This is a genomic window from Halotalea alkalilenta (assembly GCF_001648175.1).
GTDB classification, from domain to species: Bacteria; Pseudomonadota; Gammaproteobacteria; order Pseudomonadales; family Halomonadaceae; genus Halotalea; species Halotalea alkalilenta_A.
Genome location: NZ_CP015243.1, coordinates 3385232 through 3400881, shown reverse-complemented (window position 1 = coordinate 3400881; position 15650 = coordinate 3385232). Strand labels below are relative to the sequence as shown.

The window sequence follows — 15650 nt, the reverse complement described above, 5'->3', positions numbered from 1 at the left end:
CGTGGCACAAACAGGAGCATTTCTCGGCTCGGACGAGGACGAAAAGACATTAAGCGCGCCAACAATGACGCGGTCTCGCGGCCAACTTGGGTCGGCCTACGCGCCAGGTGCGTTCTTCACCTTTGAAGGCGGCCTGGGTGCCTGTATCTCCATCCCAGACCTATCGACATCGGTTGACGACGCCCCCATCTCCGCACCAACGAAGGCGCAAATCATTCTGCGCCTGCAGGAAATCTGGCAGACCTGGTTCTCGCGCGCCTACTCAGTCGGCTCCACCACTCGGCTCATTGACCCCGAACAGTGTCTTGACGAGGCCCTCCTGAAGGGCGCCTCCGTGGTGCCCCTGGCCGGTGACCGCATCTCCTTCCTGAGTCCATTAAGGATGGGTTACGCGCCGGCGCCGCTTACGTTCGTTTGCAACAGGTGCCGGCTGTTCCGAAGGTTTGATTCTGCCCACGACCTTTCGCAGAATTTTCAGGGCATGAGAAAGACCAAGTGCACAGCACCAGAGGCCAAGGGACCGTGTCAGTGGCGCCAGGTTGACGTCGTGTTTGTTCATTGGTCCGGCGAGTGGATGCCGGTCACTCCGGGACGGTGGGAGTGGAACTCTCGAACAGGAGCCGCACGCCTGCATGGCGAAGAGTGCACCGTTTGCGGTGGCAAGTCCTTCAAGCTGAACACGGACTCACCACGAATTGGTAAGTGGCACTTCTACTGCGCCAACCCGACCTGTGGCCACAAAGGGTCCGACGAGTGGCGACAGAACGACCCGTTCACGACAAGCGTATTCAGGGATCGCCCTGGCATGGACAAGCGAGTCGGGGAGCGACGGATGGAGCCCATCTCGTATCGGGCGTCTTCGGCGTATTACGCGCAGGCCGACCAGTTCGTCTTGTTCCCAGAGTCCGAGCATCAGCTGCTTACTTTGCTAGAACCGCATCGACAGCTTGAACTTGCTGATTTCATCGGCATCCAGTTCCGGTTCACGAGCGGCGAACTAACTTCTGAGGAGATGAAGCACTCGCTTCAAGTTGTCGGAAAGGTAAGTGAATGGGAGACCTACGAGAACCTGTCGAAGATGCGCGACCTCGCGAAGGGCATGGATGACGCGGACGCGCTGGCGTTGGTGGACGGCGAGCTGAAGAAGCTGGTCACGCGCTGGACTACAAGTGACCCGCCTCTTGTACGCCCGCGGGTTGAGCTCCCTCCCGCCATTACAGCCCAGATGGCGCTTCGTAGCGAATACACGAGTCGATTCGACCCCTTCGTCTTGGCTGTGGAGCATGAGGCCCTGAATCGAGGAAAGCTCTCAGCGCCACCTGACGGAGGTCGGGCGAGGTTCGTTAGGTTCAACCACCTAGACAACGACCTTGCACCCAAAGACCTGCCGGTCAAGGCCGCGCAGGAGGCTGAAACGACACGGCTTATGAAGAAGCTCGGTTTCGCAGACCTCGGTCTGATTCGGGAGTTTGACCTTTGTCGCTTCACGCACGGCTACACGCGGGTCTCGGCGACGCCCATCTTAGAGAAGCGCGGCCAGAATGTCCCAGTTCGTCTACGCCTGTTCGATTCCCTGCGCAACAGCAAGCGACCCGTCTACGTAGTCACGCAGGCCAACGAGGCGGTCTACGTCAGGCTGGACCCGGAGGCCGTGTACGCTTGGCTGCAAGTTGTCGGAGTGGGCGATCTGCCGGACTGGAACCTGGACAGCGCCGTCAAGCTCGGCGGCCGTCTGCTTGAGGTGGCTCAACCGTTTGGGCGCTACTTCTCGCTGCTAAAGGAAGGGGACGCAGCCACCTACCGCTATGTCTACACCCTGCTGCATACGTACGCGCACGTGCTCATGAAGAACATCGCTGAGCTGTCCGGTCTCGACTTGGGCTCAATGGGCGAGTACATCTTCCCGTTGGACCTGGCCTTTGTCGTATATCGCAACGGAACAACGATGGACCTGGGCAACCTTTCGGCGCTCTGGCGAAATGAAAACCACCGGTTCCTGGCCCGGCTCTTGGAATCATCAACGCACCGCTGCAACTCTGGTCGCCTCTGCGACACTGCCGGCGGTGCTTGCCCAGACTGCATCATGATTCCGGAGACGTCGTGCATCGCTCAGAACCAGCTTCTCTCGCGAGCGGTATTAAAGGGTGGCCCACCGCCTCGGGAAGACGCGACACATAGGGGCCAACGCATCCGTGGCTTCCTTGAAGTGGTCAACGAGGACGATAAGCTCTAGCCTTTTGTATACGTTCGACGCGTTGGCGCCTCATGCGGAGGTGAGTGCACCGCTTTGCGCGGCGGCAGCCCAAGAACGGCTGGACCTGCCTGCGGACGCTACAGTCTATGGCCATCCCGACGTCCCCCCGACGTCCCCCCGCTTTCAGTAGCGGGACCATTTGGAGCCCGGGGTTACTGTAGCTGAGCTTCTGCCAGTTGTTTTGCGTGGGCGGCGGGCGTCAGCCCGCCGAGTGATTTCTTTGGTCGTTCCTCGTTGTATTCCCGCCGCCAGCGCTCGATCTCGCTTCGGGCATGCAGCAGCGTCGGGAACCAGTGTTCGTTGAGGCATTCGTCGCGCAGGCGCCCGTTGAAGGACTCGACGTAAGCGTTTTGATTCGGCTTGCCCGGCTGGATCAAGCGCAGCATCACGCCCCGCTCGTGCGCCCAGGCCACCATCGCCTTGCCGCAGAACTCCTTGCCGTTGTCCGTTCGGACCACCTTCGGCAGGCCACGGCTTAGCGCCAGGCGGTCGAGCACACGACTGACCCCGTGCCCGGAAATCGCGCGTTCGACTTCGATCGCCACAGCTTCGTGGCTCGCGTCGTCCACGATCACCAGGCACTTGATGACGCGGCCGTCGGCCGTGCGGTCGAAGATGAAGTCCATCGACCACACTTCATTGGCCGCAACCGGACGGATCAGCGGTTGCCGCTCGCCCACCGGCACCTTCTTGCGCTTGCGTCTCCGCACCTGCAGCTTCGCGTGCTGATACAGCCGCTCCACGCGTTTGTAATTCACGGCATGGCCGCCTTGCCGCAGCTTGAGATAGATCATGCCCACGCCGTAGCGCTTGTGCCGATGCGCCAATGCCTGGATCTGCGCCCGCAGTTCGACATTGCGATCCGGACGAGGTGTGTAACGCAGTGCGCTGGCGCTCATGCCCACCACGCGCAAAGCGCGCCGCTCGCTGAGTCCTTTTCCGACCATGTAGCGCACCTGCTCACGACAGGCCGGTGCGCTCACCATTTTTTTCGCAGTACGTCCTTGATCACCTCGTTCTCGAGGACTTGCTCGGCCAGCAGCTTCTTCAGACGCGCATTCTCGACTTCGAGCTCCTTGAGCCGCTTGGCTTCGGAAACATTCATCCCGCCGAACTTGCTGCGCCACAGGTAGTACGACGCCTCGCTGAAGCCATGCCGGCGGCACAGCTCCTTGACCGGCAGGCCGGCCTCGGCCTCACGCAGGAAGCCGATGATCTGTTCTTCGCTGAAACGCTTCTTCACGTCCAATCTCCTTCTCGTTCGGGATTGGACTCCAAAGCTGCCTGCTACTCAATTGCGGGGGGACGTCGCAATTTCAGCCAGCGGTTCACCATGGGCGTTCAGTGTCAGCCCCACCTGCTCAGGATAGGCGACCAGCTTGTCATTGAGCGCGGGAATGTCACGGTTGACGATATAGAACACGCCGCCGTAGTCAGTTCCGTGGAGCGAGACCTGGTAATCGGGGCGAGTCAGCTCAAGCGCACGCTGCCATGCAAGGTTCTCAGGCGTCGAATTCTTGAAGCTGTAATCACCGGTCTCGAGCGGGAAGGTATACTCAGGCTGATCGATAAAAGCGGGGCGGAAAAAAGAGTTGAGATAATTTTCCAGCGTACGTGGCGATCGAAGCCAGCCATCGTTCAACGCAAGCCCGTCAGGATCGATCGAGCCGATGAAGTGCCATCGATAGCCTAGCCGCTTGCGCAGTTCTCCGTCTTTGGCCAGTTGCCGGGCGAGATGCACGGCGGTCGCACCGCCCGCCGGCTCGTTGGGATGAGGCCCGCCGACGACGAGAGCTGACTTTTCACCTTCGCCCACGCTGAGCATCATGATCCGGCGGCCGTTCCGGCTCGTCCCTACCGGCTGGATTTCAGCGATATCAGCATATCGGTCGGCGATTTCCTGCAGGGCCGTATCAAGCTCGCCATTGGCGGGGAAGGTGTCTACGGACACATCCCACTTTTGCGGCATAGCCCAAACGCGCGACGTCGCCAGTGCCAGCCCGGCAAACCCGAGACCCTTCAGGGATGTTCTGCGAGTAACGAGCATGGAATCAGCCTGTCTTCCTTGTGGACCTTCCCTAATAGTGGGCGAGTTCAACTCTGATTCGCAACAGTCTCGTTGAGTCCTCGACAAAGGAGACCGGTCCAGTGCAAGGGCAATGTTCCGAAGGCTGCAGCCGGCTTCATAAGGTATGCGCTGGCCGAGCGCTCGCCAGCGCCGAGGGAGGCTACCAGGGCGCGCCGCCGAGCACGTCGAGGGGGATCTTGAGATAGCGTTTGCCGTTCGTCTCAGGCTCCGGCAGTCGCCCGCCGCGAATGTTGACCTGCAGTGCGTGAAGAATCAGCTTCGGCATTGGTAGCGTATGGTCGCGCGCCTGGCGCAGTGCCACGTAGCTCTGTTCGTCGATGCCGACGAGATGGGCGTTGACACGCTTTTGCTCGGCGACGCTGCTTTCCCAGCGCGGTGCGCGGCCCTCGGGCTGGTAGTCGTGGCCGGTGAACAGCCGGGTCTGGTCGGGCAGGGCGAGAATGCGCTGGATCGATCGCCACAGCCTGCGTGCGTCGCCGCCGGGAAAGTCCGCCCGCGCGCTGCCGCTGTCGGGCATGAACAGGGTGTCGTGGACGAAGGCGGCGTCACCGACCAGATAGGTGATCGATGCAAGCGTGTGGCCGGGGGAGAACAGCGCCTCGGCCTCCAGGTTGCCGATCATGAACCGCTCGCCATCGGCGAACAGCCGGTCCCACTGCGAGCCGTCGGTAGCGAGCGCCGGCCAGTGGTAGATCTCCTTCCATAGTTTCTGTACCTCGATTACCCGCTCGCCGATCGCGGTCGGCGCACCGGTGCGGCTGCGCAGGTAGTGGGCGGCGGAGAAGTGATCGGCATGGGGATGGGTATCGAGGATCCACTGAAGCTTGAGCTCTTCACGAGCGATGAACTCGAGCAGCTCATCGGCGCTGCGGGTCGAGGTAGCACCGGATTTCTCGTCGAAGTCGAGCACCGGGTCGATGACCGCGCACGCCCGCGTATCCGGGTCGATCACCAGGTACTGGATCGAAAAGGTGCGTGGGTCGAAGAAGCCCTCGACACGCGGGCGGCTCGAGCGTTCGCGCTCGAGCCAGCGCCGCACGGCGGTAAGGTCGATGCCATGTCGCTGGCCGAAGTCGATCACCTCGTCCTCCTCCATCCGGCCATCGAGCGCTTCTCCGAGCACGAAGAGCATCAGCGCCCGGGTGCCGGTCTTGCAGTGCGCCACCGCCGGCCCGCTGGCCTCGGACAGCGCCGCTTGGAAGGCCCGGATGTCCGCCTTGGTGATCGTGGTTCCGGTGACCGGGATGAACGCATAGGCCATCCCTGCGCGCTCGGCCGTGTGCCGTTCGCAAGCGTTGCCGGGTTGGCTCGCCTCTTCGTCATCTGGGCGAGCGTTGATCAGCAGGGTGAAGCCTTGATCGGCCCATTGGATGATATCGGTCGAATTCGGCTGAGCGGCGATCGAGAGCCGCTCGGTGATCCTGGTGACACGCATGCGGTAGGACCTCGGATGAGTGAGGTTATTAAAGGAATAAGTATATAGCCAAAAAAAGAGAGGCGTCCTGCGCTCCTCTGGCGTTTGGCTCAAGGGCGGGTAGAGCGATCGATCACGCCGATACGCGCTCGAGCCGGCAGGATCACGCGCATGTGAGAGCTTGGCGAGGAGGTTATGAGGCGAGGTTATGGGGCGAGGTCATGGGAAAAGCCCCGTGCGATGCCGCTGGCTGCATCGGGGCTGTCTCTCAAGTAAGGCGGGGGGGCGAGCATCGGGGTCTTCATTTCGCTTGGCGTCGATGTCCAAGCGTCCGGCGAGAGATGTGCTCGCCGCTTCAGTGCTCGCTGGCTGCTGGCTGCATCTCGAAGGCCTGGCCCGGGGTCATGGCGGCGAAGCACCACATGAACAGCCCCATCGCGCCGGCGAACGGCTGCTCGACCAGGAAGCAGAGCATCAACAAGGTGGACAGCAGCGACCATGACCAGCTGCCCGGCAGGCCGATGTCGCGAAGCCTGGCGGTCAGCGCAATGCAGAAGACCGGGGTGAGCGCCAGCCAGAGCCAGACCTGCTGGACGAAGTCCAGGTAGGTGTCATGGGTTGCCACCACGGCGATCGCGACCACTGCGTTGAGGATCAAAAATGGCCATAGACCCAGCTTGAATGTGGACTTGGGCGTCATGGATTCATCTCTCCGAGCTTTTTGATGCCGGCACTATACGTGATGAGAATCAAAAGGATAGAAAAACGCTAGGTTATTAACCTGGCGTTAAAGAAGCCGGTTCGTCGCGGGAAAGATGCCCCGTGTGGGGATGCGAGCCAGGGGAAGGAAAGCCGCTGGCTCCAAATGATGACTGTATATATGGACAGTATTTTGTCCATGGGGTACAACTGCGCCCATGAACCGACTACTGCCCATCCGAGAAGTTTTCGCTCTTCCTGGCCAATCCGCTCGGGAGTGCCGTCTCGCCTGGCATTGCAAAGCGAGAGGGCATCGATGAGCGGATTGGAAGCCCTGCTCGATGAGCGCAGGATCTGGCGTGGCCGCGAGACGAACCGCCCGCCGGCGGGCTGCCCGAGTGGACACGATGCGCTGGATGCGGCGCTGCCGAGTGGAGGTTGGCCCGAGGCGGCGGTGACCGAGATACTCCTGGCCGGCCAGGGCTTCGGTGAACTCGCGCTGCTGTGGCCGGCGCTCGCGCGCCTGAGCCAAGTGGGCGAGCGGGTGGTGCTGGTGGCGCCGCCCTGCCTGCCCTATCCGCATGCCTGGGCACGGGCCGGTGTGGTACTGGAGCGTCTGGCGCTGGTCGCGGCGGATGAGCGTGATGCGCTGTGGGCGGCGGAGCAGTGCCTGCGCTCGGGGAGCTGCGGTGCGGTGCTGTGCTGGCCGAGAATAGCGGACGATCGTGCGCTGCGCCGGCTGCAGGTCGCTGCCGAGAGCGGCCAGACCCTGGCATTCGTTCACCGTCCGCTGGCGGCGCTGGCCAATCCATCGCCCGCGGCGCTGCGCTTGGTGCTCGAGCAAGGGCGGGTCAGGGTGCTCAAGTGCCGTGGCGGGCTGGCGCCGCCCACGTCGATCGCATTCGCGCGGGCGGGTTGAGGCGACGATGCGCTGGGCCTGTATCCTGCTACCGAGGCTTGCGCTGGATGGTGTGCTGCGGCGCCATCCCGATCCCGAGGCCCCCTTGGCGCTGATCACCGGGGCGTCGCAGCGTCGCGTGCTGCATGCGGTCAACCCATCGGCGCGGGCGCTGGGCCTGCGCGCTGGCCAGTCATTGACCGCGGCTCAGGCGCTGAGCCGCGATTTCACCATCCACGGCTATGATCCACGGGATGCCGAGCGCTGGCAGCGGCTGCTCGCCGCCTGGGCCTATCGCTACAGCTCCCAGGTCAGTCTGCACTATCCGCGCGCGTTGCTGGTCGAGATCGCGAGCAGCCTGGCGCTATTCGGCCCCTGGCCGCGCTTCGAGGCGCGGCTGCGCGAAGAGCTCGCTGCGCTGGGTTTCACTCATCGGATCAACGTCGCACCCAACCCCGCCGCCGCGCGAGTGCTGGGCAATGCCCACGATGGCCTCGCCGTGGCGAGTCAAGAGGCACTGAAAGATGTGCTCGGCGCGCTGCCGGTCGAGCGCGCCGGGCTGCCCCGCGATGCGGTCGAGGCGCTCTCGAGGATGGGGCTGCGTCGCTTGGACCAGGTGCTGGCGCTGCCCCGGGCGACCTTGACCCGGCGCTTCGCCCCGGAGGTGATACGTCATCTCGGCGAGCTCCTGGGCGAGTGGCCGCTGGCGCTCGAGAGCTACCTGCCGCCGGATGAGTTCGACCTGCGTCTCGAGCTCAACTTCGAGGTCTCCTCCCACCAGGCGCTACTGTTTCCGCTCAGGCGATTGATCGGCGACCTCGCCGCCTTCCTCGCCGGTCGTGACAGTGGGGTGCAGCGCTTCACCCTCGAGCTCGAGCATGTCAAGGGGGCGCCGAGCCTGGTCCCGGTCGGGCTGCTCGGTGCCGAGCGCGACCCTGGGCTGCTGTTCGAACTTGCCCGGGGCCGGCTCGAGCGTACCCGGGTCGGTGCGCCGGTACGCGCGGTGCGGCTGACCGCGCGCGAGCTGCCGCCTTTCGCACCGGAGCGACGCGAGCTGTTCGATGCTCGTCCCCAGCAGTCCCAGCCCTGGGAGCAGTTGAGGGAGCGCCTGCGCGCACGGCTTGGCGACCATGCGGTGCATGGTCTCGGCACGGTGGGGGATCATCGCCCCGAATGCGCTTGGCAGCCGGCGTTCCTGTCCTCGGCCCAGCTGGACGGCGCCCGGCTGCGCCCGGGCTGGCTGCTGGCGCGGCCGATACCGTTCGACGTCGAAGTGGCGGGCATCCTCGCCGGTCCCGAGCGGATCGAGTCGGGCTGGTGGGATGGCGGCGACGTGCGGCGCGATTACTACCTGATCGAGACTCGAAAAGGGCAGCGTGGCTGGGTCTATCGCGAAGTGGGGGGAGATGGCCACTACTGGCTGCAGGGGTGGTTCGGATGAGCCCCGACTACGCCGAGCTGCACTGCTTGTCCAATTTCAGCTTCCAGCGCGGCGCCTCGAACGCGGACGAGCTGTTCGCGCGTGCGCGCCGGCTCGGCTACCGGGCGCTGGCGATCACCGATGAGGCGACCCTGGCCGGCATCGTGCGCGCCTGGCAGGCGGCCAGGCAGCACCAGGTGGCGCTGATCGTCGGTGCCGAGTTTCGCCTCGATCAAGGGCCCAAGCTGGTGCTGCTGGTCGAGGACCTCGCCGGCTACCAACGGCTCTGCCGGCTGATCACCCGTGCGCGCGGGCGTGCGGAGAAGGGCCGCTACCAGCTGTTCGAGGATGATCTGCGCGAAGAGGGCTGCGATGGGCTGATCGCGCTCTGGGTGCCCGATGACGAAGGCGACGCCACGCCGGGCCGCCGGCTGGGCGAGCTGTTCCCCGGGCGGCTGTGGCTCGCGCTCGAGCTGCATCGTGGGCCGGACGACGCTGCGCGCTGCGAGCGGCTGCTCGGACTGGCCCGGCGGCTCTTAATCCCGGTGGTGGCCTGTGGCGACGTGCACATGCACGCCCGCGGGCGGCGTGCGCTGCAGGACACGATGACGGCGATCCGTCACCACACCACGGTGGCCGAGGCGGGCCATCGGCTGTTCGCCAATGGCGAGCGTCACCTGCGTCCGCGGGACGCGCTGGCCGAGCTGTATCCGCCCCAGGCGCTGGCGGAGAGCCTGGCGATCGCCGGGCGCTGCCGCTTCGATCTCGGCCAACTGCGCTACCACTATCCCCATGAACTGGTGCCCAGGGAGCATACGCCAGCCAGCTGGCTGCGCGAGCTGGTCGAGAAGGGGATGCTCGAGCGCTGGCCCGAGGGGGCTTCCACTGAGGTCAGGGCGCTGATCGAGCGCGAGCTCGCGCTGATCCATGAGCTCGGGTTCGAAAGCTACTTCCTCACCGTCCACGACATCGTCGCCTACGCGCGCCGCCAGAATATCCTCTGCCAAGGGCGCGGTTCGGCGGCCAATTCGGCGGTGTGCTTCGCGCTTAGGATCACCGAGCTGGATCCGACACGGATCAACCTGCTGTTCGAGCGCTTCATCTCCAAGGAGCGCAACGAGCCGCCCGATATCGACGTCGACTTCGAGCACGAGCGGCGCGAGGAGGTGATCCAGTACGTCTTCCGACGCTATGGCCGCCATCGCGCCGCGATCACCGCCGTGGTCAGCACCTACCACGCCGCCGGCGCGATTCGTGACGTCGCCAAGGCACTTGGCCTGCCGCCGGACCAGGTCAATGCGCTGGCCGACTGCTGCGACAGCTGGAGCGATCGGCTGCCCTCGGCCGAGCGGCTGGTCGAGGGCGGCTTCGACCCGGCGAGCCCGGTGCTCGCGCGGGTGCTGGCGCTGTCTCGTGAGCTGGTCGGTTTTCCTCGCCATCTCTCCCAGCATCCGGGCGGTTTCGTGATCTCCGAGGCGCCGCTCGACACCCTGGTGCCGGTGGAGAACGCGGCGATGGCCGAGCGCACGGTGATCCAGTGGGACAAGGACGATCTCGACCTGGTCGGGCTGCTCAAGGTCGATATCCTCTCGCTCGGCATGCTCAGCGCGCTGAGGCGCTGTTTCGCACTGATCGAACGGCACTACGGGCGGGTGCTGACCCTGGCGACGGTGCCCGCCGAGGACGGGCCGACCTACCAGATGATCCAAAACGCCGACACCCTCGGCGTGTTCCAGATCGAGTCGCGGGCGCAGATGGCGATGCTGCCCCGGCTCAGGCCGAAGACGTTCTACGACCTGGTGATCCAGGTCGCGATCGTGCGTCCGGGGCCGATCCAGGGCGACATGGTGCATCCCTACCTCAAGCGCAGGCGTGGCGAGGAGCCGGTGAGCTACCCCTCCGAGGGATTGGAGCGGGTATTCAAGCGCACCCTCGGCGTGCCGCTGTTCCAGGAGCAGGTGATGGAGCTTGCGATCACCGCGGCGGGATACAGCGCGGGCGAGGCCGATCAGCTGCGTCGCTCGATGGCGGCGTGGAAGCGCCATGGCGGGCTCGAGCATCATCGCGAGCGGTTGACCCAGGGCATGCTCGATCGAGGCTACGATGCCGGCTTCGCCGAACGGATCTTCGAGCAGATCAAGGGCTTCGGCAGCTATGGCTTTCCCGAATCCCACGCCGCCAGCTTCGCGCTGCTGACCTACGCCAGCTGCTGGCTCAAGTGCCACTATCCGGCGGCCTATGCCTGCGCGCTGGTCAATAGCTGGCCGATGGGCTTCTACTCTCCCGACCAGGTACTGCAGGACGCTCGCCGCCACGGCATCAGGGTCCTGCCGGTGGACGTTCGCTACAGCGTCTGGGACTGCTCGCTCGAATCGGGTCGCGACGGCGCATGGGGGATCCGGCTGGGGCTTCGAATGGTGCGCGGCTTTCGCCAGGCGCAGGCCGGGCGGATCGAAGCGGCCCGGGCACTAGGAGCGTTCGACGACGTGGCGGAGCTGGCCCGCCGTACCCGGCTCGAACCCCGCGCGCTTTCGCTGCTCGCCGACGCAGGGGTCCTGCGTGCGCTGGCGGGCAACCGCCATCGGGCCCGCTGGGCCGTGGCGGGTATCGAAGCGCAGCGTCCGCTGTTCGCCTCGCTCCCTGCCACCGAAGAGCAGGCGGTCCGGCTACCGCTGACCAATACCGGCGAGGACCTGCTCACCGACTATGCCACCCTGGGCACCACCCTGGGGCCGCATCCGCTGCGGCTGCTGCGCGGGCGCGCCGAACTGCGCCGCTGCGTCGACTCCCGCGCACTGGCCGGGCTCGAGCAGGGGCGTGGTGTCAGCGTCGCTGGGCTGGTGGTCGGCCGCCAGCGTCCGGGCACCGCCAGCGGGGTGATCTTCGTCACCCTCGAAGACGAGTTCGGCATGGTCAACGTGGTGGTCTGGCGGGCGCTCGCCGAGCGCCAGCGCCTGGCGCTGGTCGAGTCGCGGCTGCTGAGGGTGAGCGGGCGGCTGGAAAGCAAGGAGGGCGTGCGCCACCTGATCGCCCACCACCTGCACGATATCAGCGCGCTGCTCGATGGGCTCGACGTGCGCAGCCGCGACTTTCAATAACGCGTGGATGCACCCTGGCCCGCGTGGACGAGATCGGGGATCCGTCGCTCAGCGACGCCCAAATCCGCCCAGGCCTCGGGATGGCAGCTGAAGATCAGCAGCTGATGGCGGGTCGCTGCGTCGAACAGCACCCGCTTCATCTGCGCAAGCCTGGATTCGTCGGCGTGTACCAGCGCATCGTCGAGGATCAAGAGCGTCGGTCGTCCGGCCTCCTTGAGCAGGTCGGCGTAGGCGAGGCGGCTGATCACACCCATCTGCTCACGGGCGCCGAAGCTCAGCTGGTCGAAATCGCCATGCTCGACGCCGTGCGCGCCGGGGCGGGTCAGGCTCACTGGCGCCAGGCCCTCGTCGAGCTCGAGTCGGGCCTCGGGCAGCAGCAGGCGCAGGTAGCGTTCGAGATGATGCACGAGCGGCGCCTGAAGCCGCTGGGTGAGCCGCTGGCGCTTGTCGCGCAGCCGCTCGAGCAGCAGGTCCAGCGCGCGGGCTCGACGCTCCAATTCATCACAGCGGCGTGTCAGCTGGGCAAGGTCGCGGGCGAGCTCCGCGCGGCGCTCCTCGAGACCTTGGGCGCCGAGGCTCTCGAGCTCGACTTCGAGCCGAGTCATCGCCTCGCGGCGCTCGGCGAAGCGGCGTTCATGCTGCTGGACGCTGCGCTTCAGCCGTTCGACGTCCTGGGCGATGATATCTGGCTGGTCAGCCTCGAGCTTGCGCTCGAGCGCCTCGATCCGTGCGAGCTGGGTGGCGAGCTCGGCATTGGCCTCGGCCTCCTCGCGGTGGCCGGCATCGAGCCGCGCGGTCCGCTCCGGCGCCTCGAGCGCCGCCTGCGCAGTGGCCAGCTCGCGCTCGTCGATGTCGCACTGTACCTGGGCCCGGCTCGCGCGCAGTTGAGCCTGGCGCAGCGCTTGGTCGACCTCGCGCAGTTCGCCATCGAGCCGCTCGTCTTCGGCCTCGACGGCGGCGATGTCGAGCGCCGGCTCCCGCGCTTCGGTAGTCAGTTCGGCAAGCGTGCGGATCAGCGTCTCGCGCTCCTGCCGGCGCGCGGCGCATTCCTCACGTAGAGCCTCCACCCCCGCCGGCGCCAGGGCAGCGAGCGTCGCTTCGAGGGCGCGCGCCTCGGAGTCGAGCTCGCGCTGCTCGACCAGACACGCTTCGGCGCGGTGGAGCGAGTCCACGCCGAGCTTTGCGAGCCGCTCGGCGTGAAGCTCCGAGAGCTCGCGATGGCGTGCGCCAAGGGAGGAAAGATTCGCGCCCCCGGGGATGATCCTGAGCACGCCGAGACCCGGCAAACGCAGCGTTGCGGGGCCGAGCAGCCGGCGCTCGCCCTGGCCTTCGAGCGCCTCGCCATCGAGCTCGATTCGCCCGTGCTCATCGAGGGTGAAGTCGAGCAGGGTGGCGGCGGCGCGGCGTTCGATCTCGAGCTCGCGCAGCCGGGCCTGCTCTGCGCGCAGCGCCTCCACTTCGGATGCTTCGATCGCGTTGCTGCCACGCAGCTCGGTAAGCTGGCGCGCCCGCTGGCCCGCGGTCTCGACCTGGACGAGCCGGCGTTGGCGCTGGTCGAGCTCGTCGTCGAGGCGCTCGATCCGCTGCGTCAGCTGCGCGCGACTGGCCTGCTGGCGCGCCTGGCGAAGCTGGTCGCGACTGAGCCGGCGCGCCCGATCGACCTGCTCGAGCCGGCCCCGCCAAGCGATGAGCTCGGCGTTGGCGCTAGCCAATGCCTGGGTGCTCAACGTCAGCGCCTGGCGGCGTTCGTCGACCGCCAGCCGTTGGGCGGCGAAGCTTTCGAGCCGCTCGCGCAGGAGCCTGATGCGCGCCTCGATCTGCCCTGCGCGCAGGCGCTCGTCGGCCAATCGGCGCTGGCGCTCGTGTGCCTGCCTGAGCTGGTCCTCGGCTGCTTCGAGCCGCTCGCGCAGCGCGCGCGATGGCGCCTCGCGCTGGTCGCGTTGGTGCTCGGCGCGCAAGCGGGCGAGTTCATCGACGCGTTGGCGGTAGCGGCTGATTTGCTCGTCCAGCTCGGCGAGCTGCGTGGAGAGCGCGTCGCGCTGCTTGAGCGCACGCTCGAACTCTCCGCGCGGCTTGCCGGTAGCCGCGGTGAGCAGCTCTAAGCGCAGCGCCTCGACCCGTGAGATCAGCTCGTCTCCGCCGCTCGCCGCAACCTCGCCGAGCGAGCGTTCGAGTGCGCCGCGCAGCTGATCGGTGGCGTGTTCGACCGCGGGGCGAATCTCCTGGGCGTCGCCCTGGCGAATCCATAGCAGCCCGGGAATGCCCCAGTGCTCGGCCTTGCTCGCGCCACGGCTGGGCTGCTGGAAGCCGAGCAGGTCCTTGATCCGCTCCTCGGCGTCGTCGCCCTCGAAGCGCTCGCCGTCGATCAGCAGCTCGCAGCGCTTGCGGGCGAGGAAACTCTTGGTCAGCCGATAAAAGCGGCCGTCGAGTTCGAACTCGAGCATCACCGTGGGGGCGACGCCGCTCTCGCCCCAGGGGCGCAGGTCATCGACATTGCTCGAACGGTGACGCTCGAAGAACGCGGCTCGGATTGCCGCCACCAGGGTACTCTTGCCCGCCTCGTTGGGGCCGGTGAACAGATTGAGCCCGGGGTCTAGATGGTCGAGCTCTATCCCTGAGCGAAACTGCTTGAACTGCTCGACGCGCAGCTTCGAAAGCCTCATGCGCGCTTCTCCCTGCGCTCATCGAGCAGGCCGGCCAGCAGCGCCAGCGCATCTCGTGCGACGGCGCCGTCGCTGCCCCCCTGCTGCTCGCGCAGTTCATCGATCACTTCGCCGACATAGCCGTCGGCGGCGAGCGCATCGAGATCCTCGACGGTCGGCTCGAGCCGCAGTGCCTGGGTGTCGACCCTGAGGCTCCTCGCCCGGCCGCGGGCCTGGCCGAGTGCGATCTCGAGCCGCCGGTGAGCGGCGAGATCGAGACTACCCTCGAGGATGAGCGCGACGACGTCGTCGCCACCGAGCGCGCCCAGCCATTCGAGCAGGGCGTCCAGGTCGCTCGCCACTCGCAGCGTGCGTGTTTCCTGCCGCCAGCGGTAGCGTCCGGTCTCGAGCTGGGTGACGCGTGGCTCGATGCCGGGCGCATCGAGTTCGACCAAGAGCGCGCGTCCTGCGTCGTTGGCCTTGAAGCGATCGGGCTCAGGCGTGCCGGCGTACCAACTGCGCGCGTCGATGCGCTTGGCGCCATGCCAGTCGCCGAGCGCCAGGTAGTCGAGCCGCGCTTTGTCGGCCCGGTCCAGCGCGATCGGGTTGGGCGAGTCGATCGCCTCGATCAATATCCCCTCGACGCTGCCGTGGGCGAGGCCGATCCGCAGTGCTCCCTCGGGTGTCGCGGCCAGGTCGAACCAGTCGGTGAGGTCCTGGTAGGTGTGGCGCTGGGTCAGCGGCGCCGGCAGCACCACGAGGTTGGCGGCTTCGAGATGCAGGGGCTCCGGGCGCAGGCAGAGGTGGAGGTTGGCCGGCAGCGCATCGAGGCGCTCGGCACGGCGCCACACCGACTCGGCCAGCGCCGCGTCATGGTTGCCGGGAATCATCACCCAGGGGCCGGGGAAGCCCGCCAGGGCATTGAACAGCCGGTGCAGGGTCTTGTCGGCGACGGTCTGGGCATCGAACACGTCGCCCGCGACCAGGACCGCGTCCACCTGGTGCTCGGTGGCGAGCATGGCGAGGCGCTCGACGGCGAGAAAGCGGGCCTCGCTGAGCAGCACCGCCTCGTCGGGTTCGAATTGGCCGAATGGCTTGCCGATCTGCCAGTCGGCGGTATGCAACAGCCTGATCAC

Annotated in this window: 9 protein-coding genes and 1 pseudogene; 4 read left to right on the top strand and 6 right to left on the bottom strand. The window is 66.2% G+C overall.

Going from position 1 to position 15650, the window contains the following annotated elements; translation table 11 throughout:
- Position 1: 1 nt before the first annotated feature.
- Positions 2 to 2233, top strand: a complete 2232-nt coding sequence (locus A5892_RS15185) for a hypothetical protein (RefSeq protein ID WP_064123505.1) — start codon at positions 2 to 4, stop codon at positions 2231 to 2233.
- A gap of 179 nt (positions 2234 to 2412) precedes the next feature.
- Here the strand turns inward: A5892_RS15185 and A5892_RS15180 are convergent.
- The 4 genes and pseudogenes from A5892_RS15180 to A5892_RS15160 form a co-directional block, all read right to left on the bottom strand.
- Positions 2413 to 3497 (bottom strand): annotated as a pseudogene (locus A5892_RS15180) (IS3 family transposase); the annotation flags it as partial.
- Positions 3498 to 3545: 48 nt separating this feature from the next.
- Complete coding sequence (locus tag A5892_RS15170; RefSeq protein ID WP_082890494.1) at positions 3546 to 4301, bottom strand: M14 family zinc carboxypeptidase; 756 nt, start codon at positions 4299 to 4301, stop codon at positions 3546 to 3548.
- A gap of 181 nt (positions 4302 to 4482) precedes the next feature.
- Positions 4483 to 5778: a bifunctional sulfur transferase/dioxygenase Blh gene (blh, locus tag A5892_RS15165; protein WP_064123502.1), complete on the bottom strand. Its 1296-nt coding sequence runs from the start codon at positions 5776 to 5778 to the stop codon at positions 4483 to 4485.
- A 334-nt stretch (positions 5779 to 6112) separates the two neighbouring features.
- Entirely contained in the window at positions 6113 to 6457 is a 345-nt protein-coding gene (locus A5892_RS15160; protein ID WP_064123501.1) for a hypothetical protein, read from the bottom strand.
- Between the two features lie 315 nt (positions 6458 to 6772).
- On the opposite strand from A5892_RS15160, the gene imuA reads away from it, so the two are divergent.
- Genes imuA through A5892_RS15145 form a run of 3 tightly spaced genes read left to right on the top strand, consistent with a single transcriptional unit; the run spans position 6773 to position 11872 of the window.
- Entirely contained in the window at positions 6773 to 7375 is a 603-nt protein-coding gene (gene imuA / locus A5892_RS15155; protein ID WP_064123500.1) for a translesion DNA synthesis-associated protein ImuA, read from the top strand.
- Positions 7376 to 7382: 7 nt separating this feature from the next.
- On the top strand, positions 7383 to 8795 hold the full coding sequence (locus A5892_RS15150; RefSeq protein WP_064123499.1) for a Y-family DNA polymerase: 1413 nt from the start codon (positions 7383 to 7385) through the stop codon (positions 8793 to 8795).
- Complete coding sequence (locus A5892_RS15145) at positions 8771 to 11872, top strand: error-prone DNA polymerase (RefSeq protein ID WP_223302889.1); 3102 nt, start codon at positions 8771 to 8773, stop codon at positions 11870 to 11872. The genes A5892_RS15150 and A5892_RS15145 overlap by 25 nt, the downstream gene beginning before the upstream one ends.
- Here A5892_RS15145 and A5892_RS15140 read toward each other — a convergent pair.
- Together A5892_RS15140 and A5892_RS15135 are read right to left on the bottom strand one after the other, a co-directional pair.
- Entirely contained in the window at positions 11866 to 14535 is a 2670-nt protein-coding gene (locus tag A5892_RS15140; RefSeq protein ID WP_064123497.1) for an AAA family ATPase, read from the bottom strand. The two genes, A5892_RS15145 and A5892_RS15140, sit on opposite strands and share 7 nt — an antisense overlap.
- Positions 14532 to 15650 (bottom strand): metallophosphoesterase family protein, encoded by a 1119-nt coding sequence (locus A5892_RS15135; protein ID WP_064123496.1) that lies wholly within the window; start codon positions 15648 to 15650, stop codon positions 14532 to 14534. Before A5892_RS15135 ends, A5892_RS15140 begins: the two co-directional genes overlap by 4 nt.